This is a genomic window from Thioclava marina (genome assembly GCF_002020135.1).
Taxonomy (GTDB): domain Bacteria; phylum Pseudomonadota; class Alphaproteobacteria; order Rhodobacterales; family Rhodobacteraceae; genus Thioclava; species Thioclava marina.
Map to the genome: position 1 here is coordinate 900,223 of NZ_MPZS01000001.1, position 26,571 is coordinate 926,793.

Consider the following 26,571-nt stretch of genomic DNA (forward strand, 5'->3'; position numbering starts at 1 on the left):
TTCAAATATCCCGGGGGTCCGGGGGCAGAGCCCCCGGCGCGCTCTCCGTCAGCTCACGATCTCGGCCGTCTCCAGCACCGCGTGGAACAGGACATCCGCCCCTGCTGCCGCCCAGTCCTTCGAGATTTCCTCGGCCTCGTTATGGCTCAGCCCGCCTACGCAGGGACACATCACCATCGTCGTCGGCGCGACCTTGGCCGCCCAGCAAGCATCGTGGCCCGCGCCCGAGATGATGTCGAGATGGCTGTAGCCCAGACGCTCGGCGGCGTTGCGCACGTTCTCGACCAGTTCGGGGGTGAAGGTGACCGGGTCGAAATGGCCGACCGGGTCGATCTCGCAGCCTACGCCAAGGGGTTCGCAGATCTCGGCGGCGCGTTTCTCGATCTCGGCGCGCATCCCGTCGAGTTTGGCCTGATCGGGGGAACGGATATCGACGGTGAAGACGACCTTGCCGGGCAGCACGTTGCGCGAATTGGGCGAGAAGGTCACCTGCCCCACGCCACCGACGGCATTGGGCTGGGCCGCCATCGCGACCTCCTGCACCATCTCGAAGATGCGCGCCATCGCGAGACCCGCATTGGTGCGCATCGCCATCGGCGTAGAACCGGTATGCGCTTCTTTTCCGGTCAGGGTGAATTCGAGCCACCACAGGCCCTGGCAATGGGTCACGACGCCGATCGTCTTCTCTTCGGCCTCGAGGATCGGGCCCTGTTCGATATGCAGCTCATAGTAGGCGTGCATCTTGCGATCGCCCACTTTCTCGTCACCCTTCCAGCCGATCCGCTCGAGCTCATCGCCGAAACGCTTGCCCTCGAGATCGACGCGATCATTGGCGTATTCGAGCGTATGGATACCTGCGAACACACCGGAGGCGAGCATGGCGGGCGCGAAACGCGCGCCTTCCTCATTCGTCCAGTTGGTGACCACGATCGGGTGCTTGGTCTTGATGCCGAGATCGTTCATCGTGCGCACCGCTTCGAGCGCGCCCAGAACGCCAAGCACCCCATCGTATTTCCCGCCCGTGGGCTGGGTGTCGAGGTGGCTGCCCATATAGACCGGCAGCGAGTCGGGATCGGTCCCTTCGCGGCGCATGAACATGTTGCCGATCTCGTCGAGCCCCATCGTGAGCCCAGCCTCGTCACACCATTTCTTGAACAGCGCACGCCCTTCAGCGTCCTCGTCGGTCAGCGTCTGACGGTTGCAACCGCCCGCGATGCCCGGGCCGATCTTGGCCATCTCCATGAGGCTGTCCCAAAGGCGGTCGGGATTGATGCGGAGGTTTTCTCCGGGTGCTGCCATGTCAAAACTCCCTGTCGACATTTGCGGGGGTTATCCCCTCTTGCGACGAATCTTTTTCTGACCGTATGGTCAGGTTGAAGTGGGCCATGGCCTGACCATCCGGTCAATAAAAATCAGGACGCTTTTTGAATGAAAGATAACGAGACCGGCAAACGCACAAAAAATGGGCGAAACACCAGTGGAAGCCGGGCCGAAGCCCGCCGGGCGACGGAAGATGCGATCCTGAAAGCGGCCGAAACCGTCTTTGCCGAAGCCGGGTTCGGCGGGGCCACGATGCAGCTCATCGCGGATATGGCGGGACTGCCGAAAGCCAATCTCCATTACTATTTCGAGACCAAGGAAGCGCTCTATCGCCGCGTGGTCGAGCGCATTTTCAACATCTGGCTCGAGGCCGCGGATGTCTTTGACGCGGCGGCGGGTCCGGCCGAGGGGATCGGTGCCTATATCGACGCCAAAATGGAGATCTCGCGCCGCCATCCGAACGGCTCGAAGGTCTGGGCGTCCGAGGTGATGCACGGCGCACCGGTGATTCAGGACTACCTAGAGACGACCCTGAGCGACTGGACCGAAGGGCGCGCCACGATCATCCGGCGCTGGATCGCGGAAGGAAAAATGGCGGATGTGGACCCGCGCCACCTGCTCTACATGCTTTGGGCCACGACCCAGCATTACGCCGATTTCTCGCATCAGATCGAGACGCTCAACGGTGGCAAACCGCTCTCGGATGCGCAATGGGAAGCCGCGAAGACCAGCGTGAAACAGATCGTCTTGCGCGGAATCGGCGTTATCGAGACCTAATCGGCAGCCTCCGGCACCGGCGCCGTCTCAACCGCCTCTGGCAGGTCTTTCGTCTCGACCGGACGCAGCGGCGCGCCGTTCACACCGGGCGGCAAATGAGTGACAGGCAGTTCAGAGCCGAGGATTTCCGCGCCATTGTCAGGTTCGGGCATCGGCTCGGCCTGAACGCCCACCCCGTCCGCCCCTTCTTCGGAGCAGACATAGACCGCGCCGCCGACCACCACCGCCGTCGCCGCGAGCGCGGGCGTCGAGGCCCCGGCCAGAACTGCCAGCCCGGCATCGACCAGCCGCTTTTGCAGCCGGTCGGCCTGATCGGAGACGATCATCCCGCCGATCTTTTCACCAAGCACCGTCCCGACCGCGCCGCCTGCTGCATCAATCGCGCCGTCGCGCAGCTTGCCTGCCGTCTCGGCGCTCCCGGTCAGCCGCTGGCAGATGCTCTTCGAAGGTTTCCGGCAGATCCCGTAGGCGTCACGTTCACCCCGGTCATAACCGAGATAGGTTTCGCGCTTGGCGTCCCACTGCAGGCAGAAGGGTGCACGCTGCGCATCGTTCAGCTCTGGCGTGATCGCGCGGAGCGTCACCAGCGCCGGACAACTCACCTCCCCCTTCTCGCCGAAGATCTTCTCGCGCAGCGACCGGCTCTCCTTGAGCGCCGCATTGCCGGGGTCGTAGCGGAACTCATAGGTCTTGCCCCGGATCGACGTCTGGCAGGAAACCAGTTCCGCCATCGCGGGCGCGGGCAGTATCAGCAAGAGAATCAGCGCGGCACGCCACATCGGGTCACCTCCGGGGGAATCTCGCGCAAGATAGGCGCAAGGCTTTCTCCCGCAAGAGGGCGCGAAGCTCTCGGCAAGGTTTCGCGCGCGTCTGCACAGGGTTTGCGCCTTCGGCTCGATCGCCTTTCGGGTTACCCTTTGCCTCACCGAAGACGGGAGGAGACCATGCGCAAATTGCAGACCCAAGGGGTTCATCACATCACGCTGACCGGAGCGGATCGTCAAAGCTCGATCGATTTCTGGGAAGGCGTACTGGGCATGCCCTTTGTCTTCGACCAGCCCAATCTCGATAATGAGAACGAGGGTCATCTCTATTTCGATCCCGGCGACGGGCGGCTGATCACCATCTTCACCGACGAGAACCGCAAGCCCGTGCATGATCGCACGCCGAGCGATCCGGGCTGCGTGCATCACATCGCCTTCAACGTCTCGATGGCAACCCATCGGCAGGTGGTGAAGCGTCTCGATGAGCGCGGCATCAAGCATTCGGGCGTGAAGGATCGCGGCTTCATGGACTCGATCTATTTCAAGGATCCGCTTGGGCTCCTGATCGAGCTTGCCTGCTACAAGTTCGAGCCCCCGCGAGGACATGCCCATGCAGATGTGATGATCGAAGCTCACCGTATCCGAGTGGCGCGAGGCGACCGGGCGATCGGGGAAGAGCATTTGGCGGATGCGATCGAGCTTCTGGTAAGCCGTTCGCAACAAACGCTGAGTTCGGATCGAGGCGCGAAGAACCCGTATTGAGACGATAGGGCTTTGGGCCGACGTGGAGCGGATAAGGGCCGTGCACGGCCGCCGCGCGCAGATCTGCCTCAGAATTCAGGGCTCGAATGGAGCGACCAGCCCCTGCCAGGAAAGGTCGCTCCAGACGCCCGGCGATATCGGGCCACGCCCGCAACATCTTTTCCGCTCTCGCGGACTGACACGTCGTCAAAAGAAAACCGGCCGCGCAATTCGCGCGACCGGTTCAAACCTCTCGGAGAGCTCGATCAATCGATCGTTTCGAGAACCTCTTTCAGCGTCCCGATCAGCTGGTCGATCTGCTCTTTCGAGATGATCAGCGGCGGGCTCATCGCGATGATGTCGCCGGTGGTGCGGATCAGGATCCCCTTCTCGTAAGCCTTCAGGAAAGCCGAGAAGGCACGCTTCGTCGGTTCGCCCGCGATCGGTTCCAGCTCGACCGCGCCGATCAGGCCCTCGTTGCGGATGTCGATCACATGGCGCGTGCCCTTGAGCGAATGCAACGCGTCCTCCCAATAGGGAGCAAGCTCGGCGGCGCGCTCGAAGAGACCTTCTTCCTTGTAGGTTTCAAGCGTCGCGATCCCAGCGGCGGCCGCGATCGGGTTGCCCGAATAGGTATAGCCGTGGAACAGCTCGATCATGTGCTCGGGGCCGTTCATGAAGGCGTCATGCACCTCGGCCGAGGTCAGGACCGCGCCCATCGGGATGACGCCGTTGGTCAGGCCCTTGGCGGTAGTCATGATATCGGGCGTCACGCCATAATGCTGCGCCGCGAAGGCTGCGCCCAGACGCCCGAAACCGGTGATCACTTCGTCGAAGATCAGCAGGATGCCGTGCTTCTTCGTGATCTCGCGCAGCTTCTGGAGATACCCTTTGGGCGGCAGCAGGACGCCGGTCGAACCCGCCATTGGCTCCACGATCACGGCCGCGATGGTTTCAGCGCCATGAAGCGCGACGATACGTTCGAGCTCGTCTGCCAGATAGGCGCCGTTTTCGGGCTGGCCGCGGGTGAAGGCGTTCTGGTCGGGCAGATGGGTGTGCGGCATGTGGTCGACACCCGGCACGAGCGGGCCGAACACCTTGCGGTTGGTCACGATGCCGCCAACCGAGATGCCGCCGAAGTTCACGCCGTGATAGCCGCGCTCGCGCCCGATCAGGCGGGTGCGCGCACCGTCGCCGCGGGCGCGGTGATAGGCGATCGCCAGTTTCAGCGCGGTCTCGACCGACTCGGACCCGGAGTTGGTGTAGAACACGTGCTCCATGCCCTCGGGCGCGATGTCGATGATCCGGTTGGCAAGCTCGAACGCCGCCGGATGGCCCATCTGGAAGGCCGGAGCGTAATCCAGTTCGGCGGCCTGTTTCTGGATCGCTTCGGTGATCTTCGGGCGGCAATGGCCCGCGTTGCAGCACCACAGCCCCGCCGTGCCGTCGAGCACCTGGCGCCCGTCCGAGGTGGTGTAATGCATATCCTTGGCGCCCACGAACATGCGCGGGCTCTTCTTGAACTGCCGGTTCGCGGTGAACGGCATCCAGAAGGCGTTCAGGTCGTTGGGGGTCTTGCGGTCGAGTGCCATGGCTAACTCCGGTCGGGCGGCCGGAGCTCCGGCCGGGAAGAACAGTTTGACCAATCGGTCAGGGTCACGCTAGCACAGCAAAAAGGCCAGTCAAGCTTGGCCTGCCGATGCAGCTTTTCCATCCATAAGCTTCACATCCGATTGATCAAGCCTTGGGCAATCGGTTACCGTGGTGGCCCATCAGGAGATACGCATTGGCCGAAGAACAGAACGCGCAGGATTTCACCGAAGACGGGGATGAAGGCAAACGCCCGCTGACCCGGATCCAGAAGGTCAATCGCGGCAAGATCCTCGAGGCCGCCCTGGAGGTGTTCTCCGCGCATGGCTTTCGCGGTGCGACGCTCGATCAGATCGCGGCCGAGGCGGGCCTTAGCAAACCCAATGTGCTCTATTATTTCCCCTCGAAAGAGGCGATCCACGAAGCTCTTCTCGCGGGGCTTCTCGATATCTGGCTGGCGCCCTTGCGCAAGATGGATCCCGAGGGAGAGCCCCGCGAGGAAATCATGCGCTACATGCGCCGCAAGCTCGAAATGAGCCGCGAGATGCCGCGCGAGAGCCGTCTCTTCGCCAACGAGGTGCTGCAAGGCGCCCCGCGCATCGGTGCTGGGCTGAGTACCGATCTCAAGACGCTGGTGGATGAAAAGGCCGCCGTGATCGACACCTGGATCGCGCAGGGCCGCCTCGCGCCGGTCGATCCGCATCACCTGATCTTCTCGATCTGGGCGCTCACGCAGCATTACGCCGATTTCGACGTGCAGGTGCGCGCGGTACTCGGGCCGGGCAAGGACCCGATCGAAGGGGCTGCGCCCTTCCTCGAGTTGCTCTTCACACGCTTGCTGACTCCCTGACCCACCAGGTCGCTTCGGCCCTTGTTAACCCTCGGGCACGAAACCGGCTCCTCTTTACGTTTGATAAACCTCGGAAGCGCAGAATCGCTTCCCGTGGGGGTGTTTGGAAACGGAGTTGGGGATGGACCGCATTTCGGGGCTGATGCCCCAGATCGGTTGGTCGCCGCTGCTAATGGCCGCGACACCGAAAACAGCGCCTGCCAGTACGGTGGAGCCTGCAATGAAATCAGCCGATACGAATGGCGGCATGGGCGCGGATGTGGACACGCAGACGCCGCAAGATCATGCGCAACAGGTGCGTGCGCTCGGCGCGATGGCCGAACTGCGCGCGAACGCGGCGGCGCGCGGCTCGCACGGCACAGCGGACGGGCAAGGCCTGCCGCCACCCGATCCCGATCCGCTCACCGGACCGCTGCCGACCTTCGAGGTGACGCCGCTCGAGGCGAAGGCCGCCGCATTGAAAGCCGCGCCCGAGCTGATCGAGCCGAAAGCGACCGAGGATGAAGAGACGACAGAACAAACTGGCCCGAGTGCCGCAGCCCAGCCCGAAACGGAGGCGCTCGGGACCGCAACGAAAGACGCGCCGCCCGATGATCGGGGCGGCGCGCTTAGAGAGGGCTGGTCACAGGTCGCCGCGCTGCCCACGCCGAACCTCGACGTGACGCGCTAGGCCCCTGCCCTTACTCGGCCGCAGCGGCCGAGGGGTTGTTCGGATGGGTCGTCCAATTGGCGTAATCGCCGATCGTCTCACCCGTACGCGGGTCCACCTCGCCCTTGTCGAGCTTGCGCATGGTGATGCAATCCACCGGGCAAACATCGACGCAGAGGTTGCAGGCCACACATTCCTCGTCCTTGACCGAATAGACGCGATCATCAGACACCGCGATCGCCTGGTGCGAGGTATCCTCGCAGGCGGCGAAGCAGCGGCCGCATTTGATGCAATCGTCCTGATTGATCTCGGCTTTGGTGACGTAGTTGAGGTTGAGATATTGCCAGTCGGTGACATTGGGCACCGCGCGGCCCACGAGCTCGGAGGTCGAGGTGAAGCCCTTGCGGTCCATGTAATCCGACAGGCCCGAGATCATTTCCTGCACGACCTTGAACCCGTAGGTCATCGCCGCGGTGCAGACCTGAACGTTGCCCGCGCCAAGCGCCATGAACTCCGCCGCGTCGCGCCAGGTGGTCACGCCACCGATGCCGGAAATCGGCAGGCCCGCCGTCTCGGGGTTGCGCGCGATCTCGGCCACCATGTTGAGCGCGATCGGCTTCACCGCCGGGCCGCAATAGCCGCCATGGGTGCCCTTGCCGTCGATCGTGGGCTCGGGTGCGAAATCGTCCAGATCGACCGAGGTGATCGAGTTGATCGTGTTGATCAGCGACACCGCATCCGCCCCGCCGCGTTTGGCAGCTTCGGCAGGGCGGCGGATATCGGTGATATTGGGCGTGAGTTTCACGATCACCGGCATGCGGGTGTATTGCTTGCACCAGCGCGTCACCATCTCGATATATTCGGGCACCTGCCCCACCGCCGAGCCCATGCCGCGCTCGGCCATGCCATGCGGGCAACCGAAGTTCAGCTCGATCCCGTCGGCACCTGTTTCCTCGACCAGCGGCAGGATCGCCTTCCAGCTATCCTCGTCACAGGGCACCATCAGAGAAACGATCAGCGCCCGGTCGGGGTAGTCGCGCTTGACCGATTTGATCTCGCGCAGGTTGGTCTGGAGCGGACGGTCGGTGATCAGCTCGATATTGTTCAGACCCAGCAGGCGACGATCCGCGCCATAGATCGCGCCGTAGCGCGGGCCGTTGACGTTGACGACGGGCGGGCCTTCGGACCCGAGCGTCTTCCATACGACCCCGCCCCAACCGGCCTCGAAGGCGCGGCGGACGTTATATTCCTTGTCGGTCGGCGGCGCGGAGGCGAGCCAGAACGGGTTGGGGGATTTGATACCGATGAAATTGGAAGTCAGATCGGCCATCTCTCAGCCCTCCATCAGGAATTGGTGGATCTCTTCGGCTGCATCGCGCCCCTGCGAAACCGCCGTCACGGTCAGGTCTTCGCCGGCATGGGTGCAATCGCCCCCGGCCCAGACACGCTCAACCGAGGTCCGGCCAGTGCCGTCCACCTTGATCTTGCCGCCCGCGATCTCGACCTGCGCGGGCATGTCGCCCAGCGTCTGGCCGATCGCCTTGAAGACCTGATCGGCCCTGAGACGGAAGGTCGCGTCGGTCAATTCCAGACCGTCCGGCCCCTTCTTCGTATAGGCGAATTCGACCTCGCGCACCGCGCCATTGCCGTGGATGGCGATGGGGGCGGCGTTCTCGATGATTGTCACACCATGGGTCAGCGCATGCTCCTGCTCGACCGTGCTCGCGGGCATCTCGGCGCGCGAGCGGCGGTAGACGAGGCTCACATTGAGCGCGCCCAGCAGCTTCGATTGCACCGCAGCATCCACCGCGGTCATGCCGCCGCCGATCACCACCACGTCGCGCCCGATCGGCAGCTCGGCCAGATCGGAGGCCTGACGCAGCTCGGCGATGAATTCGGTCGCCGGACGGATGCCGTCCTTGTCCTCACCCTCAAGGCGCAGCGCGTTCACGCCCGAAAGCCCCATGCCAAGAAAGACCGCATCGAAATCGCCCAGCAGTTCGGCCAGATCGCCATCACCTTCGCGGCCCAGCTGCCAGTTCTCGACCAGCTTGATCCCGCCGATCTGCATCAGCCAATCGACCTCGGCCTGAGCGAAACCGCCCGGCGCCTTGTAGCTGGCGATACCGTATTCATTGAGCCCACCCGGTTTGGCGTGCGCATCATAGATCGTGACCTCATGGCCCTTCATCGCAAGGCGATGCGCGCAGGCCAGCCCCGCAGGTCCGGCACCGACCACCGCCACCGATTTGCCCGAGCGCTCGGCGCGGGCGAAGGGATGGCTTTGTTTCGCCATGAGCGTGTCGGTCGCGAAGCGCTGAAGCGCGCCGATCTCGACCGGCTCGCCTTCCGCATCCATGCGCACGCAGGAGCCTTCGCAGAGATTTTCGGTCGGGCAGACGCGGGCGCACATGCCGCCGAGGATGTTCTGCGCGAAGATCGTTTTGGCCGCTGCCTCGGGAGTCCCCGTCGCGATCTGCCGGATGAAGAGCGGCACGTCGATCGTGGTCGGGCACGCCTCCATGCAGGGCGCGTCATGGCAGAAATAGCAGCGATCAGCCGCGATACGGGCCTCTTGCGCGCTCAGGGGCGGCGCATGATCGGCGAAGTTGGAGCAATAGCTTTCCGGGTCGAGCCGTCCGGGCACGATCCCTTCGGTGAGCTGGCTGGTGGACACTTGCGGGCTCCCTGTCAGTTTTTCGTTGTTTCCACGCTGACACAGGATTGAATTTTATCAAGTGGTAAAATATGCCGCGCCGCGGCGACCGATTTTTTCGGGCGCCCTGCCCGGAAGTTGAGCACGAAACCCCTCGAGCGCCAAACTTTCGGGCAGTCACGAGATTGCGAGTCCATGACGCAACGACAGCCGATCCGCCTTTTCACCGCGCGTGACCTCGCGTATAAACCCTCCGATCCACAAGGCCCCGCAGAACGGGCCATCATCAAAAGCACCCTTCGAGGACCGCATGACCAAGAACACCCGTGACAATGACGTGGCCTTCATCCAGGCCCTGGCCGAGCTTCTCAACGCCAACGATCTGACCGAGATCGCGGTGACCCGTGATTACGCGCAAGATGACAGCCTGAAAGTACGGGTGTCGAAGCAGACCAACATCGTGCACGCCGCAGCACCCGCCGCAGCCGCGCCTGCTCCAGTCGCCCATGCAGCTCCTTTCGCGCAAGCTCCCGCCCCCGAACAGCCCGGCCCGGTCGCGGCCGAAGATCCGGCGAACCACCCCGGCGCTGTCGCCTCGCCGATGGTCGGCACCGCCTATCTCTCGCCCGAGCCGGGCGCATCCGCCTTCGTGAAAGTCGGCGATCAGGTCAAGGAAGGCCAGACGCTGATGATCGTCGAAGCGATGAAGACCATGAACCACATCCCCGCGCCGAAATCTGGCACGGTGAAGCGGATCCTCGTCGATGACGGCCAGCCGGTCGAATACGGCACGACCCTGATGATCGTCGAATAAGGGGGCCACCATGTTCGACAAGATCCTGATCGCCAACCGGGGCGAGATCGCGCTGCGTGTGATCCGTGCCTGCCGCGAGATGGGGATCGCGAGCGTTGCGGTCCATTCCACCGCCGACTCGGATGCGATGCATGTGCGCATGGCCGATGAATCGGTCTGCATCGGCCCCAACAGCTCGGCGCAATCCTATCTCTCGATCCCCGCCATCGTTGCGGCCTGCGAGATCACGGGCGCGCAAGCGATCCACCCGGGCTACGGCTTCCTTTCCGAGAATGCCGCCTTCGTGCAGGTTCTCGAAGATCACGGCATCACCTTCATCGGCCCCTCGGCCGAGCATATCCGGCTGATGGGCGACAAGATCACCGCCAAGGAAACCGCGAAGAGCCTGGGCATCCCGGTCGTTCCGGGCTCGGATGGCGGCGTCCCCGACATCGAGACCGCGCGCAAGGTCGCGGCCGAGATGGGCTATCCCGTGATCATCAAGGCCACCGCCGGCGGCGGCGGGCGCGGCATGAAGGTCGCGAAATCGGAAGAGGACATCGAGGTTGCCTTCCGCACCGCGCGGTCCGAGGCGAAAGCCGCCTTCGGCAATGACGAGGTCTATATCGAGAAGTATCTCCAGAGACCGCGTCACATCGAGATCCAGGTCTTCGGCGACGGCAAGGGGCGCGGTGTCCATCTGGGCGAGCGCGACTGCTCGCTCCAGCGCCGCCACCAGAAGGTCTTCGAAGAAGCTCCCGGCCCCTGCATCACGCCCGAAGAGCGCGCCCGCATCGGCGGCATCTGCGCCAAGGCGATCGGCGAACTGGGCTATTCGGGCGCGGGCACGATCGAGTTCCTCTATGAGGATGGCGAGTTCTATTTCATCGAGATGAACACCCGCCTTCAGGTCGAACACCCCGTCACCGAGGCGATCTTCGGCGTCGATCTCGTGCGCCAGCAGATCAAGGTTGCCGCCGGAGAGCCGATGGAGTTCGAGCAGGACAAGCTCTCGATCCGCGGTCACGCGATCGAAGTGCGGATCAATGCCGAGAAGCTGCCGAATTTCGCGCCCTGCCCGGGCAAGATCACCCATTACCACGCACCGGGCGGCCTTGGCGTGCGGATGGATAGCGCGCTTTACGACGGCTACACGATCCCGCCCTATTACGACAGCCTCATCGGCAAGCTGATCGTGCACGGTCGCGACCGCCACGAGGCGCTCCAGCGCCTCCACCGCGCACTTGGCGAGCTGATCGTGGACGGGGTGGATACGACCGTTCCGCTCTTCAATGCGCTTTTGCAAGAGCCGGATATCCAGTCGGGGAACTACTCGATCCACTGGCTGGAGAAGTGGCTCGAAAAGAACCTCTGATCGGTTCCAAAGTTACAAAAACGCCCTCGGTTTCGGGGGCGTTTTTCATTTCGGTGTCAGAAGGCAGGTGCCGCGTCGCTTCGCCTGATCGGCCGGACGGTAGTAATCGCCGATGTGGCGACGCTTTCCCGGCCCGATCTGATCCCAATCGAGCCAATGACAATCGTAATCGAGCACATCGGCCATCGCCTCCATCGCCGGGAAGGACGGAATGCCGATCAGCGCCTTCTCCTGTCCCTCGATCTGCGGGATCGAGTTCAGTTCGTTATCGGTGCGCTCGCGCATGAGCAGGATCACCGGCCCGGGACGCTGCGCGAACTCGCTGTCCACGATGACAAGCTCGGGGCCGAGCTTGCGCACCAGCTGGAACAGGCGGAAGTGATCCATCACGTGGTAAAGGATGCCCAGCACCCCCACGACATCGAATTTCTCGCCCGCATCGATCAGCTTTTGCATGCCGTCATAGATGTCGTCGCAGACGAGCTTTACCTTTTCGAGCAGATGGGCGCGGGGGAATTCCTCGAACCGGTCGATCAACTCCTGCCGGCCTTCAATGCCGATCACCTCACGCGCGCCCGCAGCCGCAAAGGCATAGGCCCAACGCCCGTCATGCGCGGCCAGATCGAGCACACGCTTGCCCTCGATCTCCGCCTCGAGAGGCTTGATGATCATCCTGTGTCGCAGGTTCATCCGCTCGACCGTGCCAGGATCCTCGGCATAGCGCCCGATCTCGGGAAGAAAATCATAGAAACCCATGTTTGCGCTTGGCTCTGCTCTGGTTCATCTTGGCGCGGAGCCTAGGCGTAACGGGAGAACCGGGCAAGAAAATGACGGACAGGTTGAGCGCGGAACTTCTGCTTGCAGGCTATGCGCAAGGCATCTTTCCGATGGCGGAAAGTCGGGAAAACCCGCAGCTGCACTGGTTCGATCCGGCGATGCGGGGCATCGTACCCTTGGAGAATTTCCACATTTCGCGGTCTCTTGCGAAACATATTCGCCGCGGAAATTACACTATTTCAACAAACCGGGCTTTTCGCGCTGTCGTAGAGGGCTGCGCCGATCGCGACGAGACATGGATCAACGGGCCGCTCTTCGCGCTCTACGACCAGCTCCACGCGCCAGGGTTCGCGCACAGTCTCGAGGTCTGGCAAGACGGCGACCTCGCAGGCGGTATCTTCGGGATCACCCTTGGCGGGGCGTTCTTCGGCGAGAGCATGTTCTCTCGCCGCACCAATGCGTCGAAAACCGCGTTGGCCTATCTCGTGGATCGGTTACGGCAGGCGGGCTTCTCGCTGTTCGACACGCAATATATCACCCCGCATCTCGCAAGCCTCGGCGCCGTCGAAATTCCGCGTGCCGACTATCGCGCGCGGCTGGCACGCGCCTTGCGTCAGGAAGCGGATTTCGATGCGCCGGAGCTGCCGGGCCCTCACTCGCTCTTGCAGCGAATGACCCAGACGTCGTAGCGCGGATGATCGAGTGCCGAGAGCGCGGGGCTAGAAGCGATCATCCAGCCGGAAAAATCGGGCTGCGGCTTGCCTTTCTCGGTGACGGTCACGAACGCATAAGCATCCGACGAGGGGTCATCGGCCGGATAGCGGCATTCGCGCAGGCTGATCGTGATGAAGCCGTAATCGACACTCTGACCGACATTGAGCGAGATATCCGAGCTGACACCCGACACCTTGTCGAGCCCGCGCAGCATCGCACCGGTCCCATCGGCAAGCCCCTTCGCGGGCTCATCCACCGGGATCTGGTCGTCCGGCGTCGCATCGGGCAGCATCTCCTGTGCCCCCGCAACCATCGGCAACATCGCAAGCGCAAAGGCCAAAACTCGGATCATTGCGCGCTCTCCCCTTCGCCGCCGTTGCTGCCGCCGCCCGCGAATTTCATCATGAGGTTCAGGACCGAGACCGCGCTCTGCGTATCGAGGATCTCGTCGCCCGGCTTGAGATTGTCCATCGCGCCGCCCGGGATCAGCTCGATATAGTTCGACCCCAAGAGACCATCCTGCGTCACGGCTATCACCGTATCCTCGGGCAGCTCCACACCATCACGCACCGAGATCGTCGTGTCGGCAAAGAAGGTCTGGGGGTTGAGCTTCACATCCGTGACGGTGCCCACCTTGACACCTGCAAGGCGCACATCGGTGCCCGGAACGATCCCGCCGACCGAGCGGAACGACGCGTGCAAAGGATAGCTGCCGCCGTCCGGACCCAGACCGATTCCCTTGCCTGCCCAGACCAGAAAGCCCAAGGCGACGACCAGCACCAAGGCGCCAGTGAGGATTTCGGTGCGATTTTCGCTCATCGCGCGCCTGCCTTATTCGGGCTGCCAAGCCTCGTAATCGCGGCGCTCCACCGGGTGAGCCAGACGGATCGAGCCCGGCGGCACATAGGCAGCCTCGGTGCCGGTGTAATTCTCGTGATGCGGCTTTTCCCAGGGCTTGTGAGCCAGCGGCTTGTCGGTCGGCGGCTCGTCATAGGTGAAATGAATCCAGCCATGCCAATCCGGCGGAATGCGGCTTGCCTCGCTCTCGCCGTTGTAGATCACCCAGCGCTTCTTGCCGTCGCGGGTCTGGTAATAGATGTTGCCCTGTTCATCCTCGCCCACTTTCACGCCTTTGCGCGCGGTGAACACCTGAGTGCCAAGGGTCTGACCGTTCCACCAGGTGAGAATTCGAAGCAGAAACTTCATGGGACAACCTCCGCAATGCGTCCCGCCTGTTATATCCAACAGCGCGTCAAGGTCCAGTGCTCAGGTGCCCTGACGATGCGCTCGGCGTGGAAATCTGCGGCTTCACCTGGCCTCGGCGACGAATGGCGCGCATTGCGGGACGTTCGACCCAGTGCCACGACAAGACCGCAAGCCCCAGCGTAATCGGCGCCGAAATCGCGATATTCTCAACCGGGCTCATACCACCCCAAAGCGCAATCACCATCCCCTGCACGGGAAAGGCGTAAATATAGGTTCCGTAAGAGTAATCTCCGACCTGGTTCCAAAGGCGCAACGGCCCCGACTCGCGCCCGGCCAAGTAAAGCACCGCATACGAAACCGCGAGAGCCATGGTCACATAGCCCAAAGGACCATGCGCACAGAGCACGGAGACGAGAACCAAAGCGAAAGCGATGATCGACGAAGCTGGAAGCCGATTGCGCGCGAGATACATCGCCATGCCCAGAAAGAACGGAAGCCCCGGATACCACAGCGAACGAAGAGCGTGGGCGCCGCGAAATTCGAGCGAACCGCTGAAGGAAACCACCAGCAGCCCCAAGCCGCAGGTGAGAGCAAGCAAGACCGGCCTGCGAAACATTCCAAGGAGCCCCAGGAGCGCGACAACGACATAGAGACGCATCTCGACCGGCAGCGTCCAGAGCGATCCCTGCACGGTTTTGTAGGGCGTGTCTTCGAACACGCCCGGCAGGTGATAGTGAAGACGCAGCAAGCTCGAATTGCCGAAGAACGCTTGCCAGGTTTCGCTCGCCGCGAAATACGACGGCACAGGCAAAGTTGAGAAAATCGGCCCCAGCCCAAGTGTGACGAGAGCAATCGAGACGATCAACCCAGGATAAATTCGCGCGGCGCGCGCCCGTAGATAGGTCCAGAGTCCATCGGAACGCTCGAAACTCGCAGAAATCAGGAACCCCGAAATTGCGAAAAACGTGAAGACGGAAAGTGCGCCGAGACTGAACCCTGTCAGGGCCTCGAGCGGCTCGACAGCTCCCGGGCCGAGCGTAATGGGCCAGGCGTGCGACACCAATACGCTCAGGGCTGCGATCAACCTGATAAGATTGAGATTATTTGAATGCTCCGCCGCCAAAGGCGCGAAATTCTGCCTCATCGTCATGCCCATCTGTGGGTCGTGTTGATCGATCCCTAGCCGATCGCGCGTTTTTCAGGAAGCGATTTGAGCAAAACGAAAGGGGCGAGCCATCGCCCGCCCCTTTATTCCGTGCCTATCCGCGCTGGTCAGCTGGCGGATTTGCCTTCTTTCTTGGCCTCGGCATAGATCAGAAGCGGCTTGGCTTCCGCCTGCGTCACGGCCTCCTCATTGACGACGACCTCTTCGACCTCTTCCATGCCGGGAAGTTCGAACATCGTGTCGAGCAGGATGTCTTCCATGATCGAGCGCAGGCCGCGCGCGCCGGTCTTGCGTTCGATCGCCTTCTTGGCGATCGCGGTGAGCGCGTCGTCGGTGAAGCTCAGTTTCACATCCTCGATCTCGAAGAGGCGCTGGTATTGCTTGACCAATGCGTTCTTCGGCTCGGTCAGGATGGTGACCAGCGCTTCGGCATCGAGATCGGTCAGCGTCGCGATCACCGGAAGACGGCCGACGAATTCCGGGATCAGGCCGAACTTCAGCAGGTCCTCAGGTTCAAGCTCTTTGAAGAGTTCCCCCACGCCACGTTCGTCATTGTCCTTCACATCCGCGCCGAAGCCGATCGCGGAGCCCTTGCCGCGCTGCGCGATGATCCGGTCGAGGCCCGCAAACGCGCCGCCGCAGATAAAGAGGATATTCGTGGTGTCCACCTGCAGGAATTCCTGCTGAGGATGCTTGCGGCCGCCCTGCGGCGGGACGCTTGCCACGGTGCCTTCCATGATCTTCAGCAGAGCCTGCTGCACGCCCTCACCCGAGACGTCGCGGGTGATCGAGGGGTTGTCGGACTTGCGCGTGATCTTGTCGACCTCGTCGATATAGACGATGCCGCGCTGCGCGCGCTCGACGTTGTATTCCGAAGCCTGCAGAAGCTTGAGGATGATGTTCTCCACATCCTCGCCCACGTAACCGGCCTCGGTCAGCGTGGTTGCATCGGCCATCGTGAAGGGCACATCGAGGATGCGCGCCAAGGTCTGCGCCAGAAGCGTCTTGCCGCAGCCGGTCGGGCCGATCAGCAGGATGTTCGATTTCGCCAGTTCGATATCGGTCTTGGTACCGTGGTTGAGGCGCTTGTAGTGATTGTGCACCGCCACCGAGAGCACGCGCTTGGCGTGTTCCTGACCGATCACGTAATCGTCGAGCACCTTGCAGATATCGCGCGGGGTCGGCACGCCGTCGGTCGATTTGAGACCGGCCGATTTCGTTTCCTCGCGGATGATGTCCATGCACAGCTCGACGCATTCGTCGCAGATGAACACGGTCGGACCCGCGATCAGCTTGCGCACCTCATGCTGGCTTTTGCCGCAGAACGAGCAGTAAAGCGTGTTCTTGCTGTCGGAGCCGTTCGAGTTCGCCATCTATTACCTCTGCCTGCCCGGTCGCCCGGGCTTCGTGATTTGGCCTGTCTTTGTAAGAGTAGGACAGGCCAACCGTCACCTCAATGTCAAAATCACCCGGCGGTTAAGCAGGGAGATCACTTTTCGCCGTCTTCGCCGCCGCGGCTTTCGAGGATCTCGTCGATCAGGCCCCAGTCCTTCGCTTCTTGCGCGGACATGAAGTTGTCGCGTTCCAGCCCGGCCTCGATCGTGTCGTAATCGTTGCCGGTATGCTTGACGTAGATCTCGTTCAGGCGGCGCTTGAGCTTCTCGGTTTCGCGGGCGTGGATCATGATATCCGTCGCCTGACCCTGATAGCCGCCCGAGGGTTGGTGGACCATGACGCGGCTGTTCGGGAGCGAGAAGCGCATCCCCTTTTCGCCCGCGGTCAGCAGCAGCGAGCCCATCGAGGCCGCCTGCCCGATCACCAGCGTCGAGACCTTGGGCTTGATGTATTGCATCGTGTCGTAGATCGAGAGGCCCGAGGTCACCACGCCGCCCGGCGAGTTGATATACATCGCGATCTCTTTCTTCGGGTTCTCGGCCTCGAGGAAGAGAAGCTGGGCGCAGATCAGCGTCGACATGCCGTCATGCACCGGGCCCGACAGAAAGATGATCCGCTCCTTCAGGAGGCGCGAATAGATGTCGTAGGCCCGCTCGCCGCGCGAGGTCTGCTCGACCACCATCGGCACCAGCGTGTTCATGTAAAACTCGTGGGGATCTTTCATCTGCGGTGCCCTTCCTGGTCTTGCGCGGAATTCATATCGTCAGTTCTTTACAGAAGTCTTAGTGAGGCCGCTCGGGAGCTTCAAGGGCGCGCGGGCAAGGAACCTGTCCGACCCGACGAAAGACGTAGAGCGCATTGCCCGCTCAACCTTGCGTATCCTCGCCCTTGCCAGCAGAGGCCTGCACGCGTTCGCCCACCGCGCCCGCGCGATACCACGCCCGGATCGCGGCGCGCTCTTGAGGCTCCATATAGGAGAGATTCGCGGGCGGCATCGCATCGGTCAGCCCGGCCTGCACATAGATCAGGCGCGCGGCGGCTGCGACCTCGCGCGGTGTCTCGAGGTGGATGCCTTTCGGCGCACGCCCGATTCCCTCGAAGCCCGGCTCGCTCGCATGGCACATCGAGCACCGCCCGAGCACGATGTCGCTCACATCCTGAAAGCCCGGCGCCTCTGCGAAGCGCTGCTCGTATGGGGTAAGCATCGCGCTGTCTTCCGCATCCTCACCCGCATCGGGTTTCGGAATCGAGGACAGCCAGATGATCGCCAAAAACAGCAAAGCGGTCACACCCCAGGTCCACCACGGATTGCCCTTGTGGGCGTGATGGGTGTTGAAGAAATGCCGGATCGTCACGCCCATCAGGAACACCAGCGAGCAGATCAGCCAGTTGTATTCGCTCGCGAATGCCAACGGGTAATGGTTCGAGAGCATCAGGAAGATGACCGGCAGCGTCAGGTAGTTGTTATGCGTCGAGCGCTGCTTGGCGATCTTGCCGTATTTCGGATCGGGCGTGCGGCCCGCCTTGAGATCGGCCACCACGATGCGCTGGTTCGGCATGATGATGAAGAAGACATTGGCTGTCATGATCGTCGCGGTGAAGGCGCCCATATGCAAGAGCGCGGCCCTCCCGGTGAAGACCTGCGTGTAGCCCCAGCTCATCAGGACGAGCAGCAGGAACAGCCCGATCATCAGCTTGTTGTTGTCCACCCCGAAGCGCGACTTGCACAGCCAATCATAGAACAGCCAGCCGATCGTGAGCGATCCTGCCGAGATCAGGATGCCCGCCCAGACCGGCATCTCCATCACCCGCGGGTCGATCAGGTAGAATTGCGCCCCCGCCCAATAGAGCAGGACCAGCATGGCAAAGCCCGACACCCAGGTCATGTAGCTTTCCCATTTGAACCAGGTGAGCCGGTCGGGCATCCGCTCGGGGGCGACCATGTATTTCTGGATGTGGTAGAAGCCGCCGCCATGAACCTGCCATGCGGCCCCGTTCACGCCCTTGGGCGCACCGGGTTCGGGCGCAAGGCCCAGATCAAGCGCGATGAAATAGAAGGAAGACCCGATCCACGCGATCGCGGTGATCAGGTGCAGCCAGCGCACCGCGAATTGCGCCCATTCCAGCCAAAACGTGTAGTCCATCGGTCATCCCCCGGTTTGCGCCAGAGTTTCCCAAGCTTTGTCCGAGCGCAAGCGATGGCGCGACGGAAAAGCCTGAAATTTACCCGGTCGCCCAAAATCGAGGCAGAGCGCGTCTGCCGGCGCTTTCAGCTGCCCCGATAGGTCGAGAAACTGTAGGGCGAGAGCAGAAGCGGCACGTGGTAATGCGCCTGCGGATCGGACATGCCGAAGCGGATCGGGATCTCGTCGAGAAAAAGCGGCTCCTCGCCCGCCTGCCCGCTGGCGCGCAGATAGTCGCCCGCAGCGAAGATCAGCTCGTAGGTGCCGGTGGCGAAACAGTCCGCCGGCAGGATCGGCGTATCGGTGCGCCCGTCGGAATTGGTGGCGGTTTCCGCGATCAGTTCGCGACGTTGCCCCTTGATCGCGTAAAGAGCGATGCGGAGCCCCTCGGCGGGGCAACCCCGCGCCGTGTCGAGCACATGTGTCGTCAGATATCCCGCCATCACCGCTCTCCTTTGGCCGTCATGCAACTCTCAACCACTATGCGTCCGCAGGCACCCGACCGCAAGATATCGCGCGATCACCGGAATTTGCTTTCTGTTACAGCACCCTGCGGTTGATCGCATCTCTACAGGGTTTACGTGACATAGGAGTTTCATGCAGTCGTCACATCCGCGTCACGCACAGGGGCGATGCGCAGCAGAAGAAAAGAATTGAAGAGTTCCCATGGCACAGGCTGATCGCTTCGCCACCCTCTCGCATCCGACACCTACCCGCGCCCCGGGCGGGCGCTTCGAGCCCAAAGCGCCGTAACCGGAGACGCGACATGACCCTCCCGCAAGACCGATCCACCAGCCTGCGCCCCCCACAACAGTTCCGCAGCCTGTTCCTATCCGATTTCCATCTCGGCGCGCGCGGATGCAGCCCCGGCCCGATCCTCGAATTTCTGCGCAGGGTCGAGGCGGAAACGATCTACCTCGTGGGCGACATTCTCGATCTGTGGCATGGCGGGCAGGTGCAGTGGGATGCCAAGCACAGCGAGATCATCGAGGTCCTCGAAGCTCAAGCCGCCTCAGGGACGCGCATCGTCTATCTGCCGGGCAACCATGATGCGCCGATGCGCGCACCCGGAATGAACTTCCTCAATTTCGAACTGTCCGAAACCGAGATCCATATCGGCGCAGACGGGCAGCGCTACCTCGTACTGCATGGCGACCAATGCGACGCGCGGATCCTGCGCTGGCACGTGATGACTCGCTTTGGCAGCCGGATGGACGCGCTCTTTCGCGGCATCGATTCCTGGCTTCGGCGCAGGCTGGGCCGGAGCGAGACCGAACGCAGCCTGATCCTGCTCGCGATCTCGGGCGTGAACCATCTGCTCGCACGCGGGGGCGGCTATGAGAAACGCCTCATCGCGCTCGCCGAAAGCGCCAAGGTCGACGGCATCATCTGCGGCCATTCACACAAGCCCGCATTGCGAGCGACGAGCGGGCTGACCTATGCGAATTGCGGCGACTGGGTAGACAGCCTGACCGCGCTGGCGGAAGATCACACCGGAGCGCTGCAACTTCTGCAATGGAGCGCGCAGCGCGCCCCGGTTTCGGTTCAGAGCGCGACGCCCGCCGTCGCGAAGGTGCCCGTATGACGATCCTTGTGACTCTTCTCGCAGCCCTTCTGGGCCTCACCCTCGCCGCGCATCTCTTGAGCGCCGTGATGACCGCGTGGCGCGAAGCACAGCCCCCCAAACCGGTACCCGACGATCTGCCTTTCGTGGCGCTCATGCGTCCGGTCTGCGGGCTCGATCCCTTTGACGCAGAGACTTTGGCCTCCTCGTTCACGCTCGATTACCCCGATTACGAAGTGATTTTCTGCGCCCCCTCCGAGCGTGACCCGGCCTGTGCGCTGGTCCGCCGCCTGATCGCCGAGCATCCCCACGTGCGCGCGCGCCTGCTAACCGGCCTTGATCCGGTCTCGGCAAATCCAAAACTCAACAACCTGCACAAGGGGCTGGCGGCGACGGAGGCGGAGTGGCTCGCGATGGCCGACAGCAATCTGATGCTGCCGCGCGACTACCTGCAGCGGCTGCTGGCCGAATGGCGCCCGGGTACCGGGCTCGTCTCGGCCCCTCCCGTCGCCGAGAGGCCCGGCAACCTCTGGGGATCGGTCGAGGCGGCTTTCCTCAACACCAATCAGGCGCGCTGGCAGGTGGCAGCCGACATGATCGGACTTGGCTTTGCGCAGGGCAAATCTCTTTTCTGGCGGCGCGATATCCTGATGGCGGGTGGCGGCTTCGAAGCGCTCGGGCGCAACATGGCCGAGGACGTGGCCTCGACCAAGCTCGTGCGCCGCCAAGGGCTGAAAGTCCGCCTAACGCGTCATCTTTTCGCCCAGCCGATCGGTGAACGCTCGGCGCGCGCGGTCTGGGATCGTCAGCTGCGCTGGTCCAAGGTGCGTCGCGACGGGTTTGTCGCGATCTTCGCAGCAGAGATCGCGCAAGGTCCGTTCCTGCCCTTCCTGAGCGCGATCGCTCTGGCGGCACTCGGCGCCCTTCCCTGGATCGCACTGCCGCTTCTGGCCGCGCTCTGGTACGGCGCCGAAGTCGTTCTGGCGCGCATCGCGGGCTGGCCTGCCAGCGCGCGCGACATCGCCGCCTTCGTCATTCGCGACGCGATGCTGCCGGCGCTCTGGGTCAAGACCTGGTTCGGGCGCGACTTCAACTGGCGCGGCAATGACATGTCGCATCGCGAGGTCACCCGCGACGTCCCGGCAGCGGAGTGATCCGATGATCGGCCTCGAGACCCTAACCGCATTGATGGCGAAACACGGGCTGGCCGTGATCGCGCCGATCGCGGTGCTCGAAGGCCCGATCGTGACGGTGATCGCCGCATGGCTCGCGAGCCAGAACCTGTTCTCGGTCTGGTCGGTCTCGGTCATCGTGATCCTCGCCGACGTTGTGGGCGATGTGGGGCTTTATTCGCTGGGCCGATGGGGCCTGAACCGGATGCCCAAACGCTGGCGCGACAAGCTGGGGCTGAACCGCGCGCGCCTCGTCAGTGCGGGGCGGCATTTCCAGAACAAGGGTGTGAAGACGCTGCTCTTCGGAAAATGGACCCACTCGGCAGGCGCGCCGGTTCTGGTTGCGGCCGGGGTCGCGCGGATGAATATCTGGCTCTTCACGCTGACCAACCTGATCGCGACGATCCCGAAATCGCTCGCCTTCGTCGCGCTCGGCTATTGGCTGGGTTCCTATTACGGCAAGATCGACAGTTGGCTCACCAAGGGGTCGATCATTCTGCTGGTGCTGATCCTGTTCGGAGCCACGATCTGGTTCTTTCGACGCAAGAGGCAGCACGGATGACCACGATCAGCTGCATCATTCCCGCCTATAACGAGGCACCGCGGATCGGGGCGGTGCTGGATCGCGTGCTGGGGCATCCGCAGATTGCCGAAGTGATCGTGATCGACGACGGTTCGCGCGATGGCACGCCCGAGATCGCCGAAGGCTACCGGGACGCCTATCCGCATCTGCGCGTGCTGCGTCAGGCACAGAATGGCGGCAAGACCGCCGCCGTGGCAGCCGGGATCGCCGAGGCTACGGGGTCGCATCTGATGCTGCTCGACAGCGATCTTCTGGGGCTGACCCATGGCGATCTCGGCGCGCTGATCGCACCTGTGACCAGTGGTCAGGCCGATGTCACGATCAGCCTGCGCCGGAACGCGCCACGCACATGGCGGGCGATCGGGCTCGACTACATCTCGGGAGAGCGGGTGATCCCCCGCGAGATGCTGGCGACGCGCCTCGACGCGCTGAACGCCCTGCCCCGCTTCGGGCTGGAAGTCTTCATGAACCGTCTCTGGATCGCGGACCGCGCGCGCATCGCCGTCGTGCATTGGCCCGGCGTCGACAGCCCGATGAAATCGGCCAAGCTCGGGAACTGGCGCGCGGGGCTGGCGGCCGATGCAAGGATGATGCGCGATATCTTCCGCACCATTGCGCCGCATCGCGCTCTGGTCCAAATCATGACAATGAGAGCTTTGCGGGTGCGGGCGAGCACACATCCCACCCTGCGCACACAAGCGGAACGGATGCCGCGCTGACGGGTTCGCTCCGAGAGAGAGATCGGAGGCCCCATGTCCCAACATAAACGCGTCGTCATCATCGGCTCCGGCTCGGCCGGGATCTCGGCCCTGCGCGAAGTGCGCCGCGAGACCGAGGATTTCCTTATCGTGAATGCGGGCGATTGGGGCACGACCTGCGCCGCGCGCGGCTGCATGCCCTCCAAGGTTCTGATCGAGGCTGCCAATGCCTATCACCGCCGTCACGATTTTGAAGCCTTCGGGATCGGCGGGGCAGACGGGCTGAGCATCGACATCCCCGCCCTGATGGAGCGCGTGCGCCGGATGCGCGACGGCTTCACCCGCTCGCCCCGGTCGATCCCCGACAACCTTGGCGACAAGGCGATCTCGGCGCGCGCAAAGCTGCTCGGGCCGAACCGGGTCGAGATCGAGGGGCATGGCGAGGTGACGGCCGATGCGATCATCCTTGCCACCGGGTCATCCCCCGTGCTTCCCAAGCCGTGGGAGGCGTTCGGCAACCGCATTCTGACGACCGACACGCTCTTCGAATTGCCCGACCTGCCGCGGCGCATCGCGGTGATCGGCATGGGCGCGATCGGGGTTGAGCTGGCGCAGGCGATGGCGCGGCTCGGGATCGAGGTGCATGGGTTCGACGCGCTCGACACGATCGCGGGCATGACCGATCCGGAAGTGGGCGCGGTGCTGCGCGAACGCATCGCCGCCGAGCTGCCGCTGCATCTGGGCGCGGGCGCCGAGATTTCCGAAGGCGACAGCTGCCTGATCGTGAAGGGCGGTGACGGGGTGAGTTTCGAGGCCGATGCGGTGCTGGCCGCGATGGGGCGCAAACCCAATATCGCGGGTCTGGGACTTGAGAGCCTCGGCGTGCCCCTCAGCGATCGCGGCATGCCCGAGGTCGATCCCCGCACGATGCGTATCGGCGATCTGCCGGTCTTCATGGCGGGCGACGCGAACGGCATCCGTCCGATCCTGCACGAGGCCGCCGACGAGGGTCATATCGCGGGCCGCAACGCGCTCGCTGCCAGCGACACCGCCTATTGCCGCCGCACCTCGCTCGCGATTGCCTTCAGCGCGCCGAATGCCGTGCGCGTGGGCAAGACCTTCAAGGAATTAGAGGGGCAGGAAATCGTAATCGGGGCCGCCGATTTCTCGAAACAGCCGCGCGCGCGGATGGCCGAGACAGCCCACGGGATGATCCGCACCTACGCCGAAGCCGGTAGCGGGAAGCTTCTCGGGACCGAGATGGTCCTGCCTGCGGGCGAGCATTTCGCCCATCTCTTCGGCCTCGCGATCCAGGCGGGGATGGATGTGCATGACATGCTGGCGATGCCCTTCTACCATCCCGTTCTCGAAGAGGGCCTGCGCGGCGCGCTGCGCCAGATCGCGAAAGAGCTGCCCGATCCGGGACGCTCCGATCTGGCCGATTGCCCCGAGACGGGGCATCCGGCGCTCGATTAAAGGGCTGCGATGGCGGCCACGCGCGCGGCATTGTCGCGCGCTGTGCTGCCGTCTTCCATCACGAGCGAATTCTCGAACCCGACCCGCGCCTTGCCGCCTTTCTCCAACGCATTGCGAAGACAGGCTGTTTCCCCCTGACCGAAGGCGCAGATCGCCCAATCGGGGGTGATCGCCTCGGCCTGCATCCAGCTCAGGAACGGGTCGAGCATCGCGGGGGTAGAAACCTGCCCCTCGACATAGCGGCCCATCACGAAGATCAGTTGCAGCCCCGGATCCTGCAGCAGGCGATCGGGCAGCACGCGGGTCAGCGCCTCAGCATCCTCGCGCGAGTAGAGGATATGCTGGACCCTGACGCCGCGCTCGGCCGCCTCTTCGAAGAATTTCGTGGCCAGCGGCTCGGGATCGCGCAGCATCTCGCGGGTCGAGACCGAGACCATCTCCGCACCCGAATTCAGCGCCACATAACGCTGATGGCCCGGCTCGTAGCGCCCCGATGCCTCGGTCGTGATCTGGACCGCCATGTCGCCCAAGCGCGGTCGCAGATGGGCCAGCGCCTCGCGGTAAGCTCCGGTATCCAGCAGATGCCCCTCGGCATCGTCGCGCAGATGCAGGTGCAACGCCCCTGCCCCTGCGGCTTGGCACGCCAGCGCAGTCTTGGTGATCTCGTCGAGGGAGATCGGCAGCGCCGGGTGATCGACCTTGGTCTTGGTCGCCCCGTTCGGCGCGACCATGATGCGCGGCAGGCTCATCCCAGCACACCCCGGATCGCGATGCCGAGCTTGTCCACCAGTTCGCCGATCTGGTCGTCACTGATGATGAAGGGCGGCGCGAGCAGGATGTGATCGCCCCGCCGCCCGTCGATCGTGCCGCCCATCGGGTAGCAGATCAGCCCGGCCTCGAAGGCCGCTGCCTTGAGCTTCTTGTTCACCGCCTTGGCCGGGTCCATCGGCGCCTTCGTGGCGCGGTCAGCCACGATCTCGAGCCCGCGGAACATGCCGCGCCCGCGGATATCACCGATATGGGGATGCTGGCCGAAAGCCTCGCGCAATGCCGCGTCGAGCTTTTCGCCCTGCTGCGCCGCGCGCGCGACCATGCCGCCCTCGGTGAGTTTCTTCACCACCGCATCGCCGGCGGCGGTCGCGGTCGGGTGGCCGATATAGGTATGACCGTGCTGGAAGAAGCCCGAGCCGTTGACGAAAGCGTCGTAGATCTCGGCGGTACAGAGCGCCGCGCCGATGGGCTGGTAACCCGCGCCGAGCCCCTTCGCGATGGTGACGATATCGGGCGCGATCCCGTCCTGTTCACAGGCGAACAGGGTGCCGGTCCGGCCCATGCCGCACATCACCTCGTCGAGGATCAAGAGGATGCCGTATTGGTCGCAAATCTCGCGGATGCGCTTGAAGTAGCCCGGCACCGGCGGCACCGCACCCATCGTCGCGCCCACGATAGGCTCGGCAATGAACCCGATGACATTCTCGGCCCCGAGGCGCTGGATTTCCGCCTCCAGCTCATTGGCGACGCGCAGACCGTACTTTTCGGAGGTCTCGCCCTCTTCGCGCCAACGGTATTCATGCACGGGCGCGATATGGCTCACATCGATCAGAAGCGGGTTGAACTGCGCGCGGCGCCATTCGTTGCCGCCCGCAGCCAGCGCACCCAAGGTGTTGCCGTGATAGGACTGGCGACGCGCGATGAAATGCGACCGGCTCGGCTCACCCTTCTCCACGAAATATTGCCGCGCCATCTTCAGCGCGCTCTCCACGGCCTCCGATCCCCCGGAGGTAAAATAGACGCGATCGAGGCTCCCCGGCGCGTGAGCGATGAGCCGATCGGCCAGCCGCTCGGCGGGCTCGGAGGTGAAGAAACCGGTATGCGCGAAGGCGATAGCGTCGATCTGGTTCTTGATCGCCGAGATCACGTCGGCGTCAGAGTGACCGAGGCAGGAGACCGCAGCGCCGCCCGATCCGTCGAGATAACGCTTCCCGTTGGAATCGAAGATGTAGACGCCCTCGCCCTTAACGGCCAAGGGCGGATTGGACTTCGTATGACGCGGAAATACATGGCTCATGTCGGTCCCTCCTTCGGGACAAGAAAGCGTGAGGATCGCTGACCACAAGGTGAAA

The 26,571-nt window shown here is 63.3% G+C and carries 28 protein-coding genes; 12 read left to right on the plus strand and 16 right to left on the minus strand.

Going from position 1 to position 26,571, the window contains the following annotated elements:
- Positions 1–48 precede the first annotated feature (48 nt).
- Positions 49–1,299, minus strand: a complete 1,251-nt coding sequence (locus tag BMG00_RS04300; protein WP_078573482.1) for a Zn-dependent hydrolase — start codon at positions 1,297–1,299, stop codon at positions 49–51.
- 129 nt (positions 1,300–1,428) lie between these two features.
- Between BMG00_RS04300 and BMG00_RS04305 the strand changes: the two genes are divergently transcribed.
- Complete coding sequence (locus BMG00_RS04305; RefSeq protein ID WP_078524767.1) at positions 1,429–2,097, plus strand: TetR/AcrR family transcriptional regulator; 669 nt, start codon at positions 1,429–1,431, stop codon at positions 2,095–2,097.
- Here the strand turns inward: BMG00_RS04305 and BMG00_RS04310 are convergent.
- Positions 2,094–2,876, minus strand: a complete 783-nt coding sequence (locus tag BMG00_RS04310; RefSeq protein ID WP_078573483.1) for a hypothetical protein — start codon at positions 2,874–2,876, stop codon at positions 2,094–2,096. The two genes, BMG00_RS04305 and BMG00_RS04310, sit on opposite strands and share 4 nt — an antisense overlap.
- A 165-nt stretch (positions 2,877–3,041) precedes the next feature.
- On the opposite strand from BMG00_RS04310, the gene BMG00_RS04315 reads away from it, so the two are divergent.
- The gene (locus tag BMG00_RS04315; protein ID WP_078573484.1) at positions 3,042–3,623 is read left to right on the plus strand and encodes a VOC family protein; all 582 of its coding nucleotides are present in this window, start codon (positions 3,042–3,044) and stop codon (positions 3,621–3,623) included.
- A 245-nt stretch (positions 3,624–3,868) separates the two neighbouring features.
- Here the strand turns inward: BMG00_RS04315 and aptA are convergent, their stop codons facing one another.
- Positions 3,869–5,194, minus strand: a complete 1,326-nt coding sequence (gene aptA, locus BMG00_RS04320) for an omega-aminotransferase AptA (protein ID WP_078573485.1) — start codon at positions 5,192–5,194, stop codon at positions 3,869–3,871.
- A gap of 194 nt (positions 5,195–5,388) precedes the next feature.
- Between aptA and BMG00_RS04325 the strand changes: the two genes are divergently transcribed.
- Together BMG00_RS04325 and BMG00_RS04330 are read left to right on the plus strand one after the other, a co-directional pair.
- Entirely contained in the window at positions 5,389–6,042 is a 654-nt protein-coding gene (locus BMG00_RS04325) for a TetR family transcriptional regulator C-terminal domain-containing protein (protein WP_425443995.1), read from the plus strand.
- 121 nt (positions 6,043–6,163) lie between these two features.
- The gene (locus BMG00_RS04330; RefSeq protein ID WP_078573486.1) at positions 6,164–6,712 is read left to right on the plus strand and encodes a hypothetical protein; all 549 of its coding nucleotides are present in this window, start codon (positions 6,164–6,166) and stop codon (positions 6,710–6,712) included.
- A gap of 10 nt (positions 6,713–6,722) precedes the next feature.
- On the opposite strand, the gene preA is transcribed toward BMG00_RS04330, so the two are convergent.
- Both preA and BMG00_RS04340 read right to left on the minus strand, forming a co-directional pair.
- A complete protein-coding gene (gene preA, locus BMG00_RS04335) occupies positions 6,723–8,021 on the minus strand; it encodes an NAD-dependent dihydropyrimidine dehydrogenase subunit PreA (protein ID WP_078524778.1) in 1,299 nt (432 codons plus the stop codon).
- Positions 8,022–8,024: 3 nt separating this feature from the next.
- Positions 8,025–9,368, minus strand: a complete 1,344-nt coding sequence (locus tag BMG00_RS04340) for an NAD(P)-dependent oxidoreductase (RefSeq protein WP_078573487.1) — start codon at positions 9,366–9,368, stop codon at positions 8,025–8,027.
- A gap of 289 nt (positions 9,369–9,657) precedes the next feature.
- On the opposite strand from BMG00_RS04340, the gene accB reads away from it, so the two are divergent.
- Together accB and accC are read left to right on the plus strand one after the other, a co-directional pair.
- Entirely contained in the window at positions 9,658–10,161 is a 504-nt protein-coding gene (gene accB / locus BMG00_RS04345) for an acetyl-CoA carboxylase biotin carboxyl carrier protein (protein ID WP_078524782.1), read from the plus strand.
- 10 nt (positions 10,162–10,171) lie between these two features.
- On the plus strand, positions 10,172–11,515 hold the full coding sequence (accC, locus tag BMG00_RS04350; protein WP_078524784.1) for an acetyl-CoA carboxylase biotin carboxylase subunit: 1,344 nt from the start codon (positions 10,172–10,174) through the stop codon (positions 11,513–11,515).
- A gap of 45 nt (positions 11,516–11,560) precedes the next feature.
- Here accC and BMG00_RS04355 read toward each other — a convergent pair whose 3' ends face one another.
- Complete coding sequence (locus BMG00_RS04355) at positions 11,561–12,271, minus strand: class I SAM-dependent methyltransferase (protein ID WP_078573488.1); 711 nt, start codon at positions 12,269–12,271, stop codon at positions 11,561–11,563.
- A 71-nt stretch (positions 12,272–12,342) separates the two neighbouring features.
- On the opposite strand from BMG00_RS04355, the gene aat reads away from it, so the two are divergent.
- The gene (aat, locus tag BMG00_RS04360) at positions 12,343–12,981 is read left to right on the plus strand and encodes a leucyl/phenylalanyl-tRNA--protein transferase (RefSeq protein WP_078573489.1); all 639 of its coding nucleotides are present in this window, start codon (positions 12,343–12,345) and stop codon (positions 12,979–12,981) included.
- On the opposite strand, the gene BMG00_RS04365 is transcribed toward aat, so the two are convergent.
- The 8 genes from BMG00_RS04365 to uraH all read right to left on the minus strand — a co-directional run bounded on the left by BMG00_RS04365 (position 12,945) and on the right by uraH (position 19,398).
- Complete coding sequence (locus BMG00_RS04365; RefSeq protein WP_245794948.1) at positions 12,945–13,358, minus strand: DUF2155 domain-containing protein; 414 nt, start codon at positions 13,356–13,358, stop codon at positions 12,945–12,947. The genes aat and BMG00_RS04365 overlap by 37 nt on opposite strands.
- Entirely contained in the window at positions 13,355–13,825 is a 471-nt protein-coding gene (gene mlaD, locus BMG00_RS04370) for an outer membrane lipid asymmetry maintenance protein MlaD (protein ID WP_078524790.1), read from the minus strand. Before mlaD ends, BMG00_RS04365 begins: the two co-directional genes overlap by 4 nt.
- A 12-nt stretch (positions 13,826–13,837) precedes the next feature.
- The gene (locus BMG00_RS04375; RefSeq protein ID WP_078524792.1) at positions 13,838–14,212 is read right to left on the minus strand and encodes an NADH:ubiquinone oxidoreductase subunit NDUFA12; all 375 of its coding nucleotides are present in this window, start codon (positions 14,210–14,212) and stop codon (positions 13,838–13,840) included.
- Positions 14,213–14,258: 46 nt separating this feature from the next.
- A complete protein-coding gene (locus tag BMG00_RS04380) occupies positions 14,259–15,368 on the minus strand; it encodes an acyltransferase family protein (RefSeq protein ID WP_078573490.1) in 1,110 nt (369 codons plus the stop codon).
- Positions 15,369–15,484: 116 nt separating this feature from the next.
- On the minus strand, positions 15,485–16,750 hold the full coding sequence (gene clpX, locus BMG00_RS04385; protein WP_078524796.1) for an ATP-dependent Clp protease ATP-binding subunit ClpX: 1,266 nt from the start codon (positions 16,748–16,750) through the stop codon (positions 15,485–15,487).
- Between the two features lie 116 nt (positions 16,751–16,866).
- Positions 16,867–17,496 carry an ATP-dependent Clp protease proteolytic subunit gene (locus BMG00_RS04390; protein ID WP_038072301.1) on the minus strand — a complete coding sequence of 210 codons (630 nt, stop codon included), beginning with the start codon at positions 17,494–17,496 and terminating at the stop codon, positions 16,867–16,869.
- Between the two features lie 142 nt (positions 17,497–17,638).
- Positions 17,639–18,916 carry a urate hydroxylase PuuD gene (locus BMG00_RS04395; RefSeq protein WP_078573491.1) on the minus strand — a complete coding sequence of 426 codons (1,278 nt, stop codon included), beginning with the start codon at positions 18,914–18,916 and terminating at the stop codon, positions 17,639–17,641.
- A gap of 125 nt (positions 18,917–19,041) precedes the next feature.
- The gene (gene uraH / locus BMG00_RS04400) at positions 19,042–19,398 is read right to left on the minus strand and encodes a hydroxyisourate hydrolase (RefSeq protein WP_078524800.1); all 357 of its coding nucleotides are present in this window, start codon (positions 19,396–19,398) and stop codon (positions 19,042–19,044) included.
- 323 nt (positions 19,399–19,721) lie between these two features.
- Here uraH and BMG00_RS04405 point away from each other — a divergent pair, with 323 nt between their 5' ends.
- The 5 genes from BMG00_RS04405 to BMG00_RS04425 are packed head-to-tail and all read left to right on the plus strand — an operon-like array spanning position 19,722 to position 24,448.
- A complete protein-coding gene (locus BMG00_RS04405; RefSeq protein WP_075777168.1) occupies positions 19,722–20,540 on the plus strand; it encodes a UDP-2,3-diacylglucosamine diphosphatase in 819 nt (272 codons plus the stop codon).
- Complete coding sequence (locus BMG00_RS04410) at positions 20,537–21,673, plus strand: ceramide glucosyltransferase (RefSeq protein WP_078574246.1); 1,137 nt, start codon at positions 20,537–20,539, stop codon at positions 21,671–21,673. The genes BMG00_RS04405 and BMG00_RS04410 overlap by 4 nt, the downstream gene beginning before the upstream one ends.
- Positions 21,674–21,677: 4 nt before the next feature.
- A complete protein-coding gene (locus BMG00_RS04415) occupies positions 21,678–22,253 on the plus strand; it encodes a DedA family protein (protein ID WP_078573492.1) in 576 nt (191 codons plus the stop codon).
- Positions 22,250–22,993: a glycosyltransferase family 2 protein gene (locus tag BMG00_RS04420; RefSeq protein ID WP_078573493.1), complete on the plus strand. Its 744-nt coding sequence runs from the start codon at positions 22,250–22,252 to the stop codon at positions 22,991–22,993. Before BMG00_RS04415 ends, BMG00_RS04420 begins: the two co-directional genes overlap by 4 nt.
- Positions 22,994–23,026: 33 nt before the next feature.
- Positions 23,027–24,448, plus strand: coding sequence for a dihydrolipoyl dehydrogenase (locus tag BMG00_RS04425; protein WP_078573494.1), 1,422 nt, complete (start codon positions 23,027–23,029; stop codon positions 24,446–24,448).
- Here BMG00_RS04425 and BMG00_RS04430 read toward each other — a convergent pair.
- Together BMG00_RS04430 and BMG00_RS04435 are read right to left on the minus strand one after the other, a co-directional pair.
- A complete protein-coding gene (locus tag BMG00_RS04430) occupies positions 24,445–25,197 on the minus strand; it encodes a beta-keto acid cleavage family enzyme (protein ID WP_078573495.1) in 753 nt (250 codons plus the stop codon). The two genes, BMG00_RS04425 and BMG00_RS04430, sit on opposite strands and share 4 nt — an antisense overlap.
- The gene (locus BMG00_RS04435; RefSeq protein ID WP_078573496.1) at positions 25,194–26,516 is read right to left on the minus strand and encodes an aspartate aminotransferase family protein; all 1,323 of its coding nucleotides are present in this window, start codon (positions 26,514–26,516) and stop codon (positions 25,194–25,196) included. Before BMG00_RS04435 ends, BMG00_RS04430 begins: the two co-directional genes overlap by 4 nt.
- Positions 26,517–26,571 lie beyond the last annotated feature (55 nt).

Excerpts from the sequence above, each read along its gene's own strand:
- BMG00_RS04300 (WP_078573482.1), bottom strand. The coding sequence starts at position 1,299 with ATGGCAGCACCCGGAGAAAACCTCCGCATCAATCCCGACCGCCTTTGG.
- BMG00_RS04305 (WP_078524767.1), top strand. The coding sequence starts at position 1,429 with ATGAAAGATAACGAGACCGGCAAACGCACAAAAAATGGGCGAAACACC.
- BMG00_RS04310 (WP_078573483.1), bottom strand. The coding sequence starts at position 2,876 with ATGTGGCGTGCCGCGCTGATTCTCTTGCTGATACTGCCCGCGCCCGCG.
- BMG00_RS04315 (WP_078573484.1), top strand. The coding sequence starts at position 3,042 with ATGCGCAAATTGCAGACCCAAGGGGTTCATCACATCACGCTGACCGGA.
- aptA (WP_078573485.1), bottom strand. The coding sequence starts at position 5,194 with ATGGCACTCGACCGCAAGACCCCCAACGACCTGAACGCCTTCTGGATG.
- BMG00_RS04330 (WP_078573486.1), top strand. The coding sequence starts at position 6,164 with ATGGACCGCATTTCGGGGCTGATGCCCCAGATCGGTTGGTCGCCGCTG.
- preA (WP_078524778.1), bottom strand. The coding sequence starts at position 8,021 with ATGGCCGATCTGACTTCCAATTTCATCGGTATCAAATCCCCCAACCCG.
- accB (WP_078524782.1), top strand. The coding sequence starts at position 9,658 with ATGACCAAGAACACCCGTGACAATGACGTGGCCTTCATCCAGGCCCTG.
- accC (WP_078524784.1), top strand. The coding sequence starts at position 10,172 with ATGTTCGACAAGATCCTGATCGCCAACCGGGGCGAGATCGCGCTGCGT.
- BMG00_RS04355 (WP_078573488.1), bottom strand. The coding sequence starts at position 12,271 with ATGGGTTTCTATGATTTTCTTCCCGAGATCGGGCGCTATGCCGAGGAT.
- aat (WP_078573489.1), top strand. The coding sequence starts at position 12,343 with ATGACGGACAGGTTGAGCGCGGAACTTCTGCTTGCAGGCTATGCGCAA.
- BMG00_RS04365 (WP_245794948.1), bottom strand. The coding sequence starts at position 13,358 with ATGATCCGAGTTTTGGCCTTTGCGCTTGCGATGTTGCCGATGGTTGCG.
- mlaD (WP_078524790.1), bottom strand. The coding sequence starts at position 13,825 with ATGAGCGAAAATCGCACCGAAATCCTCACTGGCGCCTTGGTGCTGGTC.
- BMG00_RS04375 (WP_078524792.1), bottom strand. The coding sequence starts at position 14,212 with ATGAAGTTTCTGCTTCGAATTCTCACCTGGTGGAACGGTCAGACCCTT.
- BMG00_RS04380 (WP_078573490.1), bottom strand. The coding sequence starts at position 15,368 with ATGGGCATGACGATGAGGCAGAATTTCGCGCCTTTGGCGGCGGAGCAT.
- clpX (WP_078524796.1), bottom strand. The coding sequence starts at position 16,750 with ATGGCGAACTCGAACGGCTCCGACAGCAAGAACACGCTTTACTGCTCG.
- BMG00_RS04390 (WP_038072301.1), bottom strand. The coding sequence starts at position 17,496 with ATGAAAGATCCCCACGAGTTTTACATGAACACGCTGGTGCCGATGGTG.
- BMG00_RS04395 (WP_078573491.1), bottom strand. The coding sequence starts at position 18,916 with ATGGACTACACGTTTTGGCTGGAATGGGCGCAATTCGCGGTGCGCTGG.
- uraH (WP_078524800.1), bottom strand. The coding sequence starts at position 19,398 with ATGGCGGGATATCTGACGACACATGTGCTCGACACGGCGCGGGGTTGC.
- BMG00_RS04405 (WP_075777168.1), top strand. The coding sequence starts at position 19,722 with ATGACCCTCCCGCAAGACCGATCCACCAGCCTGCGCCCCCCACAACAG.
- BMG00_RS04410 (WP_078574246.1), top strand. The coding sequence starts at position 20,537 with ATGACGATCCTTGTGACTCTTCTCGCAGCCCTTCTGGGCCTCACCCTC.
- BMG00_RS04415 (WP_078573492.1), top strand. The coding sequence starts at position 21,678 with ATGATCGGCCTCGAGACCCTAACCGCATTGATGGCGAAACACGGGCTG.
- BMG00_RS04420 (WP_078573493.1), top strand. The coding sequence starts at position 22,250 with ATGACCACGATCAGCTGCATCATTCCCGCCTATAACGAGGCACCGCGG.
- BMG00_RS04425 (WP_078573494.1), top strand. The coding sequence starts at position 23,027 with ATGTCCCAACATAAACGCGTCGTCATCATCGGCTCCGGCTCGGCCGGG.
- BMG00_RS04430 (WP_078573495.1), bottom strand. The coding sequence starts at position 25,197 with ATGAGCCTGCCGCGCATCATGGTCGCGCCGAACGGGGCGACCAAGACC.
- BMG00_RS04435 (WP_078573496.1), bottom strand. The coding sequence starts at position 26,516 with ATGAGCCATGTATTTCCGCGTCATACGAAGTCCAATCCGCCCTTGGCC.